Annotated in this window: 25 protein-coding genes and 1 tRNA gene; 20 read left to right on the top strand and 6 right to left on the bottom strand. The window is 45.5% G+C overall.

The window, feature by feature from the left end; translation table 11 throughout:
• Positions 1-10 precede the first annotated feature (10 nt).
• The 3 genes from DWX91_RS10480 (at position 11) to DWX91_RS10470 (ending at position 3,349) form a co-directional block, all read left to right on the top strand.
• Positions 11-1,357: an MATE family efflux transporter gene (locus DWX91_RS10480; protein ID WP_333523621.1), complete on the top strand. Its 1,347-nt coding sequence runs from the start codon at positions 11-13 to the stop codon at positions 1,355-1,357.
• A gap of 114 nt (positions 1,358-1,471) precedes the next feature.
• Positions 1,472-2,164, top strand: coding sequence for an iron-sulfur cluster assembly scaffold protein (locus DWX91_RS10475; protein ID WP_022359683.1), 693 nt, complete (start codon positions 1,472-1,474; stop codon positions 2,162-2,164).
• A 174-nt stretch (positions 2,165-2,338) separates the two neighbouring features.
• Positions 2,339-3,349, top strand: a complete 1,011-nt coding sequence (locus DWX91_RS10470; protein ID WP_118538831.1) for a GGGtGRT protein — start codon at positions 2,339-2,341, stop codon at positions 3,347-3,349.
• Positions 3,350-3,499: 150 nt separating this feature from the next.
• On the opposite strand, the gene DWX91_RS17455 is transcribed toward DWX91_RS10470, so the two are convergent.
• Together DWX91_RS17455 and DWX91_RS10465 are read right to left on the bottom strand one after the other, a co-directional pair.
• Positions 3,500-3,694 (bottom strand): hypothetical protein, encoded by a 195-nt coding sequence (locus tag DWX91_RS17455; protein WP_243099027.1) that lies wholly within the window; start codon positions 3,692-3,694, stop codon positions 3,500-3,502.
• Complete coding sequence (locus tag DWX91_RS10465; protein ID WP_243099026.1) at positions 3,691-4,686, bottom strand: site-specific integrase; 996 nt, start codon at positions 4,684-4,686, stop codon at positions 3,691-3,693. Before DWX91_RS10465 ends, DWX91_RS17455 begins: the two co-directional genes overlap by 4 nt.
• Positions 4,687-5,127: 441 nt before the next feature.
• Between DWX91_RS10465 and DWX91_RS10460 the strand changes: the two genes are divergently transcribed.
• Positions 5,128-5,328, top strand: coding sequence for a helix-turn-helix domain-containing protein (locus DWX91_RS10460; RefSeq protein WP_118510271.1), 201 nt, complete (start codon positions 5,128-5,130; stop codon positions 5,326-5,328).
• 239 nt (positions 5,329-5,567) lie between these two features.
• On the opposite strand, the gene DWX91_RS17450 is transcribed toward DWX91_RS10460, so the two are convergent.
• The 3 genes from DWX91_RS17450 to DWX91_RS16645 form a co-directional block, all read right to left on the bottom strand.
• Positions 5,568-5,720 carry a hypothetical protein gene (locus tag DWX91_RS17450; protein ID WP_243099025.1) on the bottom strand — a complete coding sequence of 51 codons (153 nt, stop codon included), beginning with the start codon at positions 5,718-5,720 and terminating at the stop codon, positions 5,568-5,570.
• Positions 5,699-5,932 carry a helix-turn-helix domain-containing protein gene (locus tag DWX91_RS17445; protein WP_243099024.1) on the bottom strand — a complete coding sequence of 78 codons (234 nt, stop codon included), beginning with the start codon at positions 5,930-5,932 and terminating at the stop codon, positions 5,699-5,701. Before DWX91_RS17445 ends, DWX91_RS17450 begins: the two co-directional genes overlap by 22 nt.
• Before the next feature lie 190 nt (positions 5,933-6,122).
• On the bottom strand, positions 6,123-6,272 hold the full coding sequence (locus tag DWX91_RS16645; RefSeq protein WP_182435069.1) for a hypothetical protein: 150 nt from the start codon (positions 6,270-6,272) through the stop codon (positions 6,123-6,125).
• 86 nt (positions 6,273-6,358) lie between these two features.
• On the opposite strand from DWX91_RS16645, the gene DWX91_RS10450 reads away from it, so the two are divergent.
• Both DWX91_RS10450 and DWX91_RS10445 read left to right on the top strand, forming a co-directional pair.
• On the top strand, positions 6,359-6,616 hold the full coding sequence (locus DWX91_RS10450) for a hypothetical protein (RefSeq protein WP_118538829.1): 258 nt from the start codon (positions 6,359-6,361) through the stop codon (positions 6,614-6,616).
• A 29-nt stretch (positions 6,617-6,645) separates the two neighbouring features.
• A tRNA-Ile gene (locus tag DWX91_RS10445) sits at positions 6,646-6,718 on the top strand.
• Positions 6,719-6,990: 272 nt separating this feature from the next.
• Here the strand turns inward: DWX91_RS10445 and DWX91_RS10440 are convergent.
• On the bottom strand, positions 6,991-7,317 hold the full coding sequence (locus tag DWX91_RS10440; protein WP_118538827.1) for a hypothetical protein: 327 nt from the start codon (positions 7,315-7,317) through the stop codon (positions 6,991-6,993).
• Between the two features lie 137 nt (positions 7,318-7,454).
• Between DWX91_RS10440 and DWX91_RS10435 the strand changes: the two genes are divergently transcribed.
• The 14 genes from DWX91_RS10435 to DWX91_RS10380 all read left to right on the top strand — a co-directional run bounded on the left by DWX91_RS10435 (position 7,455) and on the right by DWX91_RS10380 (position 14,643).
• Positions 7,455-7,676, top strand: coding sequence for a hypothetical protein (locus DWX91_RS10435; protein WP_118538825.1), 222 nt, complete (start codon positions 7,455-7,457; stop codon positions 7,674-7,676).
• Between the two features lie 438 nt (positions 7,677-8,114).
• On the top strand, positions 8,115-8,345 hold the full coding sequence (locus DWX91_RS10430) for a hypothetical protein (protein ID WP_118538823.1): 231 nt from the start codon (positions 8,115-8,117) through the stop codon (positions 8,343-8,345).
• A 1-nt stretch (position 8,346) separates the two neighbouring features.
• Positions 8,347-8,511: a hypothetical protein gene (locus DWX91_RS16640; protein WP_181974193.1), complete on the top strand. Its 165-nt coding sequence runs from the start codon at positions 8,347-8,349 to the stop codon at positions 8,509-8,511.
• Positions 8,508-8,801: a hypothetical protein gene (locus DWX91_RS10425; protein WP_118510287.1), complete on the top strand. Its 294-nt coding sequence runs from the start codon at positions 8,508-8,510 to the stop codon at positions 8,799-8,801. Before DWX91_RS16640 ends, DWX91_RS10425 begins: the two co-directional genes overlap by 4 nt.
• A gap of 2 nt (positions 8,802-8,803) precedes the next feature.
• On the top strand, positions 8,804-9,094 hold the full coding sequence (locus DWX91_RS10420) for a hypothetical protein (RefSeq protein WP_118538821.1): 291 nt from the start codon (positions 8,804-8,806) through the stop codon (positions 9,092-9,094).
• A gap of 6 nt (positions 9,095-9,100) precedes the next feature.
• The gene (locus tag DWX91_RS10415; protein WP_118538819.1) at positions 9,101-9,742 is read left to right on the top strand and encodes a single-stranded DNA-binding protein; all 642 of its coding nucleotides are present in this window, start codon (positions 9,101-9,103) and stop codon (positions 9,740-9,742) included.
• Positions 9,743-9,962: 220 nt separating this feature from the next.
• A complete protein-coding gene (locus DWX91_RS10410) occupies positions 9,963-10,595 on the top strand; it encodes a hypothetical protein (protein ID WP_118538817.1) in 633 nt (210 codons plus the stop codon).
• Between the two features lie 142 nt (positions 10,596-10,737).
• Positions 10,738-11,070: a hypothetical protein gene (locus DWX91_RS10405; RefSeq protein ID WP_118538815.1), complete on the top strand. Its 333-nt coding sequence runs from the start codon at positions 10,738-10,740 to the stop codon at positions 11,068-11,070.
• Positions 11,063-11,332, top strand: a complete 270-nt coding sequence (locus DWX91_RS10400; RefSeq protein ID WP_118538813.1) for a hypothetical protein — start codon at positions 11,063-11,065, stop codon at positions 11,330-11,332. The genes DWX91_RS10405 and DWX91_RS10400 overlap by 8 nt, the downstream gene beginning before the upstream one ends.
• A complete protein-coding gene (locus tag DWX91_RS16410; RefSeq protein ID WP_147354395.1) occupies positions 11,319-11,507 on the top strand; it encodes a hypothetical protein in 189 nt (62 codons plus the stop codon). Before DWX91_RS10400 ends, DWX91_RS16410 begins: the two co-directional genes overlap by 14 nt.
• Complete coding sequence (locus DWX91_RS10395) at positions 11,497-12,006, top strand: VRR-NUC domain-containing protein (RefSeq protein WP_118538811.1); 510 nt, start codon at positions 11,497-11,499, stop codon at positions 12,004-12,006. Before DWX91_RS16410 ends, DWX91_RS10395 begins: the two co-directional genes overlap by 11 nt.
• A gap of 126 nt (positions 12,007-12,132) precedes the next feature.
• A complete protein-coding gene (locus DWX91_RS10390) occupies positions 12,133-12,462 on the top strand; it encodes a DUF3850 domain-containing protein (RefSeq protein WP_118538809.1) in 330 nt (109 codons plus the stop codon).
• 21 nt (positions 12,463-12,483) lie between these two features.
• Positions 12,484-13,257, top strand: a complete 774-nt coding sequence (locus tag DWX91_RS10385; RefSeq protein ID WP_118510301.1) for a ParA family protein — start codon at positions 12,484-12,486, stop codon at positions 13,255-13,257.
• A 3-nt stretch (positions 13,258-13,260) separates the two neighbouring features.
• Positions 13,261-14,643 (top strand): ParB/RepB/Spo0J family partition protein, encoded by a 1,383-nt coding sequence (locus DWX91_RS10380; protein ID WP_118538807.1) that lies wholly within the window; start codon positions 13,261-13,263, stop codon positions 14,641-14,643.
• Positions 14,644-14,661 lie beyond the last annotated feature (18 nt).

Genomic DNA, 14,661 nt, shown 5'->3' with positions numbered 1-14,661 from the left:
TCATGTAGATTTGCTGAATGAAGCAATCGCCCCGGCACTGACCCGGCTGGCGCTTCCGATCATGGCGACCTCTCTGGTTCAGATGCTTTACAATCTGACTGATATGGCGTGGATCGGACGCCTCGGGGCAGGCGCCGTCACGGCGGTGGGATCGGCAGGTATGTATACCTGGTTTTCACAGGGATTTGCGATTTTGGCGAGGACGGGCGGTCAGGTAAAGACCGCCCATTGTCTTGGTGCGGGAGAAAATGACAGTGCGGCGCAGTATGCGAGAGGTGCGCTGCAGTTGGGAATTTTGTTTGCCGTGCTGTATGGGCTGGTTTCGCTCTTTGGAGCCAGTCGGTTAATTGGATTTTTTAAATTAAACAGCCCGGAGGTGATTGCACAGGCAGAATGGTATGTGCGGATCGCCTGTGGGCTTGTGATCTTTTCTTATCTAAATGCGATCTTGACAGGACTTTTGACGGCGGCGGGAAATAGCCGGACACCGTTTATCGTCAATGTGGCGGGGCTTGTCTTCAATGTTGTGCTGGATCCGGTGCTGATCTTTGGAATCGGACCATTTCCGGAACTGGGAGTCAGCGGAGCAGCGGCTGCGACGGTCACGGCACAGGCGCTCGTAAGCCTCCTGTTTTTCAAGGCAGTCCTGCGGGAAAAGGTGCTGTTTCCGCATCTGCGTCTCTGGGTGCTGGTTCCGGTGAAGGTTTGGAGGGAGATCGTGCGGATCGGTGTGCCGTCGGCGGTGCAGAACCTGATTTACGCTGGAATTTCGATGATTCTGACCCGCCTTATCACCGGATGGGGTGATCTGGCAGTGGCGGCACAGCGTGTTGGCAGTCAGATTGAATCCGTTTCCTGGATGGTCGGAGATGGCTTTTCGGCGGCAGTCAATGCATTCCTCGGACAGAATTATGGGGCGAAGCGGTATGACCGTGTGCGCCGCGGCTATTTCTGTGCGATCGCGATGACGGCGGCGTGGGGACTCTGCACGACATTTTTGCTGATCGGAATGGCGCGTCCGCTGTTCTCGATCTTTTTGCAGGAAGAAGAGGTCATGGCGATCGGCGTCAATTACCTGCGGATCGTGGGACTGAGCCAGATGTTTATGATGGTGGAACAGACCTCGATCGGTGCGTTTTCCGGTCTGGGGCGAACGCTGTATCCGTCGATCGTCAGCGTGACCTTTACCTCCGCGCGCATCCCAGTGGCGGTGTTGTTGTCCTCTGTGATGGGACTTAGCGGTATCTGGTGGGCGTTAAGTATTTCCAGCATGGTAAAGGGATGCATTCTGTTCGTTAGTTTTGTCCTGTTTTTGTATGTTTTTTTGGAGAGAAAGAAAGATGAGAAAACCGTCTGAAAAGTTACAAAAAACATATGGACGAATTGAGAATTTCGTGAGATAATAGGGACAGGATTGATGTGATAAAATTAACAAAGTACAAAATCCAATCATTTCGAAAGGAGTCTTACAATGATTTATTCACAAGAAGTAGAAAATATGTGTCCAGTAGCCCAGGGCGTAAATCACGGCGCTGCTCCGATCCCGGAGGAAGCAAAGTGGGTTAAGTCCAAAGAAGTAAAGGATATTTCCGGTTTAACACACGGTGTTGGCTGGTGTGCGCCGCAGCAGGGGGCTTGTAAGCTGACCCTGAATGTTAAGGAAGGTATCATTCAGGAAGCTCTGGTAGAGACGATCGGATGTTCTGGTATGACCCATTCTGCAGCGATGGCAGCAGAGATTCTTCCGGGAAGAACCGTACTGGAAGCATTAAATACAGACCTTGTCTGTGATGCAATCAACACCGCCATGCGTGAGCTGTTCCTCCAGATCGCATATGGCAGAACGCAGAGTGCGTTTTCTGAAGAGGGGCTTCCGATTGGTGCCGGCCTTGAAGACCTTGGAAAAGGACTCCGCTCTCAGGTAGGTACGATGTACGGAACTCTGAAAAAAGGTCCGCGTTACCTTGAGATGGCAGAAGGCTATGTAACAGGAATTGCACTGGATGAAGAAGATCAGATCATTGGTTATCAGTTTGTAAACTTAGGTAAGATGACCGACTTCATCAAGAAGGGCGACGATCCGACCACTGCATATGAGAAGGCAAAAGGTCAGTACGGCCGTGTAGACGATGCAGTTAAGATTATCGATCCGAGACAGGAATAATTGTTATTGTACATAGATAGGAATTTTCTGAACTGAAAATTCCGTACGATACATTTCTGACATCGGAGTTTGCCGATTTGGAATGCGAAGCATCGGCAAAATTGCGTTGCTGGGCACGTATGCGTGAACAGTAACAAATAATCACAGGGTACATAGTTAAGGAGGAACATCACAATGGCATTATTTGAATCATACGAGAGACGAATTGACAAGATCAATTCCGTATTAAATAGCTATGGCATTGCTTCGATCGAGGAAGCTGAGAAGATCACGAAGGATGCCGGACTGGATGTATACGATCAGGTAAAGAAGATCCAGCCAATCTGTTTTGAAAATGCGTGCTGGGCTTACACGGTAGGCGCGGCAATCGCAATCAAGAAAGGCTGCCGCAGAGCTGCCGATGCGGCGGCAGCGATCGGCGAGGGACTGCAGGCATTCTGTATTCCGGGTTCCGTAGCAGATCAGCGTAAAGTAGGTCTGGGACATGGAAACTTAGGTAAGATGCTTCTGGAAGAAGAGACCGACTGCTTCTGCTTTCTGGCAGGTCATGAGTCCTTTGCAGCCGCAGAGGGTGCGATCGGTATCGCAGAGAAAGCAAACAAAGTTCGTAAAAAACCGCTTCGCGTTATCTTAAACGGTCTTGGCAAAGATGCGGCTCAGATCATTTCCCGTATCAACGGCTTTACATATGTAGAGACAGAGATGGATTATTACACAGGCGAAGTGAAAGAACTGTGGAGAAAATCTTACTCCAAGGGACTTCGTGCGAAAGTAAACTGTTATGGTGCAAATGACGTTACCGAGGGTGTAGCGATCATGTGGAAAGAGGGCGTAGACGTTTCCATCACCGGTAACTCCACCAACCCGACCCGTTTCCAGCATCCGGTAGCAGGTACATATAAGAAGGAATGCATCGAGAAAGGCAAGAAATACTTCTCCGTAGCATCTGGCGGCGGTACAGGACGTACCCTTCACCCGGATAACATGGCAGCAGGTCCGGCTTCCTACGGCATGACCGATACCATGGGACGTATGCACTCCGATGCACAGTTCGCAGGTTCTTCCTCTGTACCGGCTCATGTAGAGATGATGGGTCTGATCGGTATGGGTAATAACCCGATGGTCGGCGCTACTGTGGCGGTTGCGGTAGGCATCGAGGAAGCAGCAGACGCTGGCAAGTTCTAAGGAATATAGTATTTATGCGGGTTACAGGAATTGTAGGAAAGTGTGAAAAAGCCGAAAATAGAGTAGGTAACTAACACGAAACTAACAGGTAACTAACACGCGTAACTAACAAACAGGGGACACACTTTAGACGGTGCGCCCCCTGTTTTTCTATTCTATGATTTTCTCTATTTCCCGGCGCAGTTCTTCAATTACCCGGTGCGTATATGTCTTTTCTGTTACGTCGTTAATGGCATGTCCCACAATCATTTTTAATATATAGTCGTCCATTTGATAATACTTACCCTTCGTTATGAAGGTGTGGCGGGTATCATGCGGTTTATGGTTCTGGTTTACCCGCTTCATAACCTTTTTGAATCTGCCCGGTACTTATCGTAGGTTAAGTAAGTGCCTTGCTGCCCGTTTTCATCATTAAACAGGTATTCACTACCCATAGCCAGGGCTTTTTTATAATTTGCTTCCACCAGGGAGAAAATAAGCGGGTGTATCGGTACTACCCTGTCTATCCCGGCTTCTGTCTTAAGACCGCCTGTAAAGGTACGGGCTTCTAAGTCCACGTTTGCAAGTTTCAATATCGCCAGTTCTTGCGGTCGCCAGCCGGAGTAAATACCGATTAAGACCATATCCGTAAAAGGGAAGTCTATATTATCCCACAGGGTTTTTATTTCTTCCTGGGAAAATGGTATACGTTCTATAGTCGGCTTAGGCTTCTTCACGCCGTCACACAGGGCGGCGTAGTCTTTGTCTACTATTTCATGCTTCATAGCATAGCGGTACATAAGGTTAAAAAGGCTTTTCATGCGCGCCTTAGTGCTATCGCCTACGGTAGCGTCCTTTATGGTCTGTTCTAAGTGGTTTACCCTTATATCACGCATACGCATAGAATAGATAGGCTTGCAGTATTTGTAAGCAGCTATCACGGTGCGGGCGCTGGACTTACTCTTAAGGGTGGGGAAGTATTCGGCAGACCATTTATTATAAACTTCTTCAAAAGTGATATTGTGTACGTCAATATCGTAAGGATTTTCGTTATAGTTCGCCAGCGCGTCCAGGGCTTCCGACTTCGTAGGGAAGTAACCTATAGGGCGTTGTACCTGTTTTGCCGTTCCTTTTTCTTCGTCCAGAATCCAGCCGAAAGTTTTAGCAGCTACCCAGGGTTTACGGCGATTGCCGGATAGCTTATATACAGAGCCGTAGCCGTTCGGTAGCTTAGAGCCGCCTTTCTTCTTCGATTGCTTCTTAGGCTTCGGCGGGGTGTTAATGGGATAGCCACAGCCAGGGCAGCAGGCGGCAGCGCTGCTAATTTCCCTGTTACATTCCGGGCATTTAATAAGCATATAATCACAGCCTTTCTAAAAAAGGGTATAAAAAATAAGCCCCTTTCTAAATCGTTAGGCTTATGGTATAATCGTATGTGCGTTGAGATTATCTATAAGCCCTTGTTTATAGGTATCGCGTGAGCCGTTCCGGGTGGCAGCCTGGGGCGGCTTTTTATTATGCTTTAATCTGGTGGCAGCCAGGCTAAAGCGGTGTATAAAAATTATCTTTCGTTTAATATCCAGCGCCCTTCCGGCAGTTCGGAAGCTATGCAGTATCTGCAATGCGGACAGTTAATACAATTCTTAGAAATGCAAACGCACATTGAAAGATAACCAGCGGCATTTACAGGATATTCAAAATAGTATTCGTTAATATCATATCCGTCATATTCGACCATAATTAGCACCTTCTTACTATTTTAGTACCATGAATCTATCACGCGGAAAGGTTGGTAGATTATGGTAATTATTAAGTTATGGGAAATCCGTACAGCTAAAGGCTTAAAGCTGGAAGCTGTAGCAGCCGTAACAGGTGTAAGTAAATCCACGCTTAACAATATTGAAAACGGGAAGACTTCGCCTACACTGGCTAACCTGGAAAAGATAGCCAAGGGGTTAGGCTGCCGCATTAGCGACCTGTACGAATCAGAATATAAGTAAGTATACCATAGTAAAACCTTTGAAGCCCTGGCACTAGAAATATTTCCAAGATTCTGGAAATGTTTTTAGAATATAAGACAAGCCGGGTAAAATCTTTTATAATGGATAGCACTAAGGAAGGGGGCTTAACTATAATGCGTGAGAAGCTGCACAACCTTATAGATACTATCCAGGAAGAAAGATTGTTAAGGAAGATATACTTTTATATCCTGGGGTTGAAGGGTGGACGTAAATAGCGTCTACCCTTCTTTCATTTCTGCAATGATTTTCTTAAGTACGTTCCATTCTTCATCCGTAAGCTTGCAAAGAGCCTTAAGCAGATTCTTCTTAAATGTATCTTCGCCGCCGGAAATACGACCTATGTAATTGTCTAATTCTTCGTCTTCGGACATTGGCTAAACATATCGCCGCTACCAGTTCTAAGCCATTCTTCATTAACATTAAATTCACGGCAAATAGACAAAATAGTCTGTTCCGACATTTTAGAAACGCCTTTTTCGATTTTGCTTATAGCAGCCTTGGTAAGACCGATACGGTTACCAAAAGCTTCTTGACTAAGGTTTACATTTTCATGTTTTCTAACCGCTTTTACGCGCTCATTCAAGGTAAAACCCCCTTTCCTTTTCGTCTGTAATTAGAAGATAGCACAAAAAGTAAAATAATTCAACTTTTTTATGAAAAAATGTTGACAGAGTAAAAACATTCAACTATAATGTAGACACAGTTAACAAAGAGAAAAGCCGCCGTACCCTTAATACGACGACTTTCCAGGCTATCTTTAGTGACTGTGCTTACTACAGCTTCATAATCTGGGTTTCCAGTTCTTCGGCAAATTTGATAACCGCGCTATAAGCTGGGTCGTCAAATTCTGGACGGATAACAGCCAGGGCAGAAGTAATAGCGGTAAGCAGTTCTTCTTTAGTGATTGGGCTGGTGTCGCTCATAATGCACACCCCCTTTCACTTGAAGGATTAGCAACTAAAAATTGCTTAACAAGATTATACACCAACGACGAAAGGAAGAAAAGAAAATGAGCGAGGACAGAGCAAAAGAGATTATAGCAGAAAAGGTAGCGAAAGAAGTAGTTGAGAGCATAGGCGAAGACCTGGCGGGCGCGTTAGTAGAATATGCAAACCTGGTAAAAGACCTTGCAGCAGACCTTACAGACGAACAGTTAGAGGATTCCAGTTATATTAAAAGCCTTCTGGGGGAGCAGTTACCGGATTGGGACGAAGAAGACTGGGACGACCTGTTAAAGAATGTACGTTTAAAAAAATATAAGAAATAAAGTACCAGGCGGCAGCAGCCGCCCGGCAAGTGCCGTTAGTTCAGTGGTTAGAGCGACCGTCTCATAAGCGGTAAGTCGTGGGTTCAAATCCCACACGGCGCATTAGTGGCAAGGGTGGCTACCTTGCAGCAGAGGAAGCAAGCTAATAGCTGATACTGCATACTGTGAAAAAATAGCAGCGGTTACGCCAGCTATAGAGCGTATGGAAGGTTAACAGGTTTTTAAGCAGCTTTTTTAATGAGAAAAAGCGCCTACACGGTAAAACAAGCCGGGAAGGAGCGTGAGAAAATGCCGCCAGACAGAAAAGAAGCCGCCGAAAGACTTCGGCAGCTTGTAAATAGTAATTTTGAAAATGAAATTGCAGTAAGCGTAAACTATGACATTTGCTTATCAAAGACAGACACAAGCTTATTGACAGTAAATAAGTAGCTGCTGCATTTCTGCTTTGTTTCCTGGTCTACTTCAAGTTCGCCCTGGTTGATAAGCTGGACGGCTTGAAGGGAAGCCAGGATAACGCGAAATTCATTAGGCGCTATGTTGGTATCGTGCTTAAGAAGCTTTTCACCAGCAGAACAACAGCACTGATAGTTAATAGCTGCCTGGGCTTCTGTTTCTTCGATACCCAGGGACGGAAGGACAGTAAGGGCAAAAGTGATAGCTTCTATATCAGAATTGCTAAAAGAATATGAAATGTGTTTCATGGTAAACCCCCTTAAGTTTTTTGATAATTATACCACGAAAAAGAACAAAGAAAAAGCGTAATGCAGCCTACCAACGGTAGCCAGTCCTAAGCCTGGATAAATGCAGAAGGCGAATACACAAGAAAGGCGGGGATAAATTGAGGGATAACAACATAAAGCCAGCGGAAGCGGCGGACATTTTAGGAGTATCGCCGCAGTTTGTCCGGGTGGCTATGCAGCAAGGGAAGCTAAACATAGGAATAGCTATACAGCTTCCGGGTTCTTCGTCCTGGGCGTATCAGATAAGCGAAAAGCTTTTAGCTGATTACACCGGAAAAGACATTAAGGCAGAAATAGCAGCCTTAAGAAACAAAAGATAACAGACTGTGGCAGCAGTCTTAATAAGCCCTTGTTTAGAGGTATCAAAGAATTGAGCGTGAAAGTATTTATCATTTTGGTAACAACGGCAGCATGTTTTATTTTACTGGCAGCGACAGTAATAGCATGTAAGGTTTTAAGCCTGGTATTAAAAGGCATGAAGAAAGGAAGGGAGCGTATAAGACGAACAGCAAAGAAGAAGACCGCAGAATAGCGATTAGCAAATTCTATAGAGTGTACAGGCAAGCCCAACGGCTTAGTAGCTTGCGTATGCACAGCCGCTTTAGCTTATACGACGACGGCTTAATAGAAATCTGGGAATACCGGGGAGAACAGAAAACCCGTAGTATTTGCAAAATCAAAGAAGAAAGTGAAACGGAGTGTTATAAGCGGGCAACCGAAGCGGTAGAAAATTACATAAAAAATAGGAGTGTAAAACAGTGAAGAAATTTGTAGTAGAAGTAGAAACATTAGGCAGAAGACAGACCCGGTTAGTCCCGGCACGAAATGAGCATGAAGCCCGTAGGAACTGTACTACGGCAGAATCTAAGGTTATTTCATGTGTACCGTATACCGGGCAGAAGGTAGGCTTAAGCAGCCAGGAAGAAATAACAGAAAGACTTTTCCGGGGCTGCCTGGCAGCGAATAGAAGGAAGAAAGGGGGCTGTTAATATGACAGCGGCAACGGTTGAGAGAATGGAACACAAAAAGGCAAGAGCCGAAGAAGCTAACTTACTTCTTGAAGGACTGGACGAAGTAACACAGAAAGCGCTTTATATCGCTACCAAAATGGTATTAGCAAAAAGAGACACAGAAGAAGGGACGAAGAAAAGTTGATATTAAAGAGAATCGCCAGCAAAAGTAACAAGAAAGCCAGAAACTGCCTTAAGTGCAATAGCCGCTTACAGAATCTGAAAGACAATGTAGTTAATACCTGTGAGGTATGCGGGCAGCAGCACTTAGTAGATTTTTACACAAATAATACGATTGTGCTTACGGCAGCAGAACGACCGGAACTTAGAAAGCGCCCAGGAACACCGAAACAGGAGCAGCCAGGGCGGGAGCATAACCAGGAAGCTTTTAATAAGCGCTTGGAAAAGTTTAGAGAAAAGTGGAAGGAGTATTAAAGATGTTTTTAAAAATTTTCTTAGCAGCAATTACCGTATGTTCTCTTTTGGGATGTATGGGAGCGAACCGGAAGGAAAATAAGCGCCTGGCAGCAGTTATAGCAGTGGTAGCCCTTGTCCTTTTTACAGTGGCAGCACTGACGGAAAGCAGCATAAAAGTACAGGAAGCCCAGGCGGCAGCAGTACAGAAAAGCGCAGAGATTACCGGAAACGGCGACGCATGGGGAACGATTACCATTAAAAGCGGCGGAGAAACAAAGGAATATTACTGGAAAGAGAAGGAAAAGGAGTAGGAGAGCATGAACAATTTTATTTCACTGTACGGGGAAGTCCTGGACTACCCACAACAGGCAAGCGTAGACAAAAAAGGAACGGAGTACTACAAGTTTAATATTGCAGTGCAGCGGGAAAGCGGAATTATTGATATTTTACCCATTGTAGTAGAAGAAGATACAGCAGCCTATAACGCCCTGGCAGACATTGACGAAAAAGGGGAAGTAGTAGGCGCGCAGCTTCTTATTACCGGAGAAATCAGAACCAGGAACATTAAGGACAAGCTGGATATTTCCGTAAGGGCGTTTTCTATCCAGGAAGACGACGATTACAAGGGAATCACGAACCAGGTAGTTATTACCGGGTTTGTATGTAAGGAAGTACCGATTAGAGAGACACCGCGCGGGCTGCTGATTGCAGACCTATTATTAGCAGTACATAGAGAGGACGGAAGCCAGTTAAGCGATTATATCCCGTCTATCATGTGGAACGGCACAGCCACCAGGGCAACGGAAAAACTGCATGTAGGGGACTGTATCGAAGCCGTAGGGCGCTTACAGAGTCGCGAGTATATAAAAGACTTAGGGGACAGGGGAAAAGAGCCTAGAACGTGCTACGAACTGTCAGTAAACCAGTACGAATTACAGAAGAAAAAAGAAACTGCTTAACGGCAGAATACACACACCCGAAGAAAGCAAAAAAAGACAATAAAACAGCCGCTAGACTATCGGGAAATAATCTAGCGGCTTTGCCGTACATACTGTACTTACTCACATAAATAAGTATACCAAAATGTACGGCGGAAGTCAACGAAAAAGCTTATTTTTCAAGGGGTTTCCGCCCCTTTTATGGCTTGATAAAAGTATTAACGATAGGGTGGGTTAGTATATGCCGTACATCATAGAGGTAGTGAAGGCTGGAAATACCATAGAGGTATCAAAGTATTATAGCAGCAGATTTAACAAGAAGGGAGTGAAGCGGGGAAAGAGGAAGCAGCTTACAACAGATGAACAGAGAGAAGTAAACAAAAGAGCAGCAGAGAAAAAACTAAGGAGACTGATAAACGAGAACTTCCAGGAAGGGGACACGCACTTAGTATTAGATTATAAGCTTAGTGAACGTCCAGCCGGAAGGAAGGCAATGAGAGCAGACGCGGACGACTTCTTACAGGAAATGCGGAAGCTGTATAAATCCCTGGGGCTGGTATTCAAGTACATACACGTTATGGAAATCGGCAAGAAGGGGGCGCTACATCATCACTTAGTTATAAATACACCAGACGAAGTAAGCCAGCGGGCAATAACGAAAGCCTGGAAGGGTAGAGGGCGGACACATTTTAACCCCCTGGATGAATCCGGGCAGTATGCTAAATTAGCGTCGTATCTGATAAAGCAAAGCGACGGCATGTTAAAAGACCCGGACGCTTTACAGGGCAAGCGCTGGAATAGTTCTAAGAACCTAAGAAAACCGACAATCTTAAGAAAAGAACCGATAAAGGATAAGGCTGGTACAACAGAATAGCCAAACTGCCTAAGAAACTGGAAAAATCGTATTACCTGGACGGCGACAGCGTTAGGGAAGGTATACACGAAAAGACAGGCTACACGTTCTTTACTTATACGTTCGTAAGAATCAATCAGACATGGAAGGAAACGGAATTAGAATGGGAAAAACTTTAGGAATCGACAGAGAGACAGCAAGACGCATTAAGAGAATGAGCCGCCAGGAGTTAGACGGGTACTTATCTAGGGTAACAGACCGAAGCTACGACAACGGCTACGAAGAAGGCTTAGTTAACGGTATCGCATTAGCGGGACAGGCTTTAGATACGGTATTAAAGAAATACGAAGCCGACGGAGCATTAACAGCTTTAGCGGTAGAAGAAATCACGAAGACGGTAGGGCAGTACATAGCAGAGACACCAGAGAAGGCAAAGCAGCAGCTTAAGGCGGAAACGGCAGCAGCCGGGGAAGACCAGGGAAAAACCCATGAATAAGGTGTTACTTATCGCCGTTACGGTGTACCTGGTGGGCTTTTGCGTATGTGCCGTTATATCTGTACCGCTAATCATGTGGGCGGTGCGTAAGAACGACGAAGAAGAAGGGTACTACGAACCAATGGAAACGCCGGAGCTGTTCGGGAAGGCTTCGTTAACGGCATGGATAATTAGTACGGTGTGGTTTTTGGTTCTTCCGCTGTATGTCTTAATGCTGGCAGAGAAAATAACGGGAAAGGATAAGGACAATGAGCAGTACTAACGTAGTGTGTGGTATGAAAACCTGTAGAAATTACAGTGATAACGGCTGTATGAAGAAGGCAATTATATTAAGCGCAAAAGGGAAATGCTTAAGCGTTGAACTGGAAACGGCAGCAGAAGCAGCCGCCCAGGCAGCCCAGGGAGCAGCGGAAAGGGTGTTAGAGTATGGAGCGTAGAGAAAGCGAAGCCCAGGCACAAGCCGCCGTTTTCGATTGGGCGCGCTGGGAGCAGTCACAAACCCCGGTACTTAAGGCTATGTATCATGCAGCCAACGAAGGAAAGCGAAGCACAAGAGCCGGGGCAGACCTAAAGCGCCAGGGAATGAAGCCGGGTGTATGCGATATATGCTTACCGTATGCAGCAGGCGGTTTTAATAATCTGTATATCGAATTAAAGGTAGGGAGTAACAAAGCAACAGAAGAACAGCTTACCTTTATCGACACAATTAACAGAATCGGCGGAAAGGCTGTTATAGTGTATGGTTCAGACGCTGCTATAGAAGTAATTAAGGCGTATCTGTGCGGAACTATCGAAAACCTGGATATTAAAAGCGATACATACCCGGCAGAAAAGGCAAAACTTACAGACCGGGTAAATGCGAAGCGGTTTATAGGATTTTGCGGGACGGATTGTAGGGCTTGCGATAATATGGGCTGCTTAGGAAGAAAAGAGTAACAAAAGATAAAGCGCCTACTTCTTTGGTCGAAGGCAAGGAAAAAAGTATATCACGAAGGTAACTGTAAACAATGCAACAGCGGCAGCGTTTATTAAGACTGCTGCCGCAGAAAGGACGGTTTAGGAATGGGAAAAATAAGAGAATTAGCAGAAAAGGTAGGAAAATGGCTGGATAGCTGGCTATTTTTTGGAATTGCAGCAGAGGAAGACGCGAAAACACATTATATCAAATGCGAAAAGGAGTTTTACAAGGATGTAGAAGAAGGTTATAAGTCTTTTGAAGTAAGAAAGAACGACCGGGACTACAGAGCGGGCGACGATATAGTACTAAGGGAGTACGACAAAGACTTAGGAGTACTCACGGGGAGAGAACAGAGGGTAAATATCATTTATTTCTTAGATAAGTACCCAGGAATCGAACCGGGTTACTGTATTTTGGGAATCGAACCATATTAAGGGAAAGGAAGGTTTAGGAATATGAGGACAGCAGCAATAGTTAACTTGAAAGGCGGAGTAGGAAAAAGTACAACAGCTATAAACCTGGCTTTGATTATGGCGACAGTCTATAAATACCGGGTTTTGCTGGTGGATAACGATATACAGGCGAACGTAAGTAAGTTCTTCGGGGTACATAGTTATGATTATAAGAGCATGGAAAACGTCTTACGCGATACAGATACAATGGCAGAAGACGTAATACGCAGCAGTGGACGCGTAGGGCTTGACATTATCCCGGCTAATATGAATATGGACGCGGCAGCAGTAGACCTTATGTTAGACCAGGAAGCGAATCAGATTGTAAGATTGAAGGATGTATTAGACCAGGTGGAAGAACAGTACGACTATTGTTTAATTGACTGCCCGCCTGGTGTCGGAATCAATGTACTTAACGCCCTGGCAGCAGCAGACGACGTTATTATACCGATTAAGGCAGATAAGAACGCTTTAGACGGAATGGAAGAACTGACAGAGGTTATAGAGGAAATTAGACCGTATAACCCAGGCTTATCCCTGGTTAAATGCCTGGTTACTATGTTTACGAACGACATAAGCGTAGTGAAGGGCGAAGAAGCCTTACGGAAAAGCGAGTACAGCACCTTTAATACACATATTCGCTATAGTAAGAAGGTTGTAGACTGGACGTATGAGAAGCGAAAGAGCCTTATAGAGACAACACCCAGGAGCGCGGCGACAAGGGACTATAAGAGCCTGGCAGCAGAATATATAAGATTAACAAGAAAGGAAGGGTAAACAATGGGTAGATTAGGAGTAGGCGACAGACTGAACCAGAACAGCCGCCAGGGCATTATATTTACAGAGGAATACCGGAAGATAAAGTTAGACCCGCGTACACTGATTCCCAGCGAGCATAATAAGTACGCCCAGGAAGATATAGAGGAACTGGCGGACAATATGTTACTGGTGGGGCAGCTACAGGAAGTTATAGTAGGACGGGTAGCGGGACAGGACAGAATTATAGTAGGACACAGAAGAACGGCGGCAGCAGTCCTTAATATCGAACGTGGACACGACAGCTTTAAGCTGATTGACTGCAAAATAAAGGAAATGTCCGAAGCTATGTTTATGCTTACGCTGCATAGCGCGAATATCTTTAGCAGACGCTTAAGCGATTGGGAGTTAACGGAAGGGGTAGCAGAGTTTAAGAAGTATCTGATTGCGGCGAAGGAATCCGGGGAAGTACAGATAGAGGGCAAAATGCGCGATTACATAGCAAGCGCTGTAGGCGTATCGACCGGAAAAGCGGCACAAATGGAAAGTATTACTAATAATTTGTGCGAGGAAGGAAAGGAAGCCTTTAAGAATGGAAAAATGAATTTTACCACGGCTTACGAAACTTCCAGGCTTTCAGAGGATAAGCAGAAAGAAGTAATTGAATCCGGGGAAATGTTAAGCGGCGAAGTTAAGAAAATGGTAGAGGAAGAAAAGAAGAAAAAAGAGCCGACACCGGAAGCCGTAAAGAAATTCTATGAAGCCCATGTAAAGCAGTATGACGGAGACAGAAGCAAGCTTAAGGAAGCATGTATAGAACACCTGGGAAGAAGCCACGCGGGCGGATATAATCACGGCGTAGACTATGATTGCAGCTTAAGGGGCGTAAGATTAGACCATTCAGAGGAAATAACCTGGACGCGCTTTGTACAAATGATTAACGGACTGTACCCAGCAGAGGAAAAGACAACGGAAAAACAGGTAAGCGGGCAGCAGGATTTAGACGACTACCCGGAAGTAACAGGCGGGCGTAGTATAAAGACAGATACAGCACATTTTAAAATTGGCGGCGTATTGAATCCAGATTATACGCCCAGAGGGCTTCCGTATAGCTGCTATATTACCGCTATCCTTCATTCCGGGGCGTTTAGTAAGGACTTCATAGAATCCTACAAAGGCAGCAGAGGAATTAACGCCCTGTTAAATATCATTGAGAACTACAGAAAGAAGCTTTGCTACGAAGACGGCAAGTATGCACCGGGGAAGACAAGCTTTAGCTTCAAACATGAAGGCGAAGGCTATACGGTGTACTTCGATAATCTGGGCTTCCACCTGGAAAGAGACGATAGGCAGTATACAGACTATCTTAGGGACTATGATTTAATGGAACTGCTGGAGCTATGCTAGAAGCCGGATATTTTGGAG

Origin of the sequence: Clostridium sp. AF22-10, assembly GCF_003478725.1 — a bacterium.
Lineage (GTDB): Bacteria > Bacillota > Clostridia > Lachnospirales > Lachnospiraceae > Otoolea > Otoolea fessa.
This window is presented reverse-complemented; position numbering and strand designations above follow the sequence as displayed.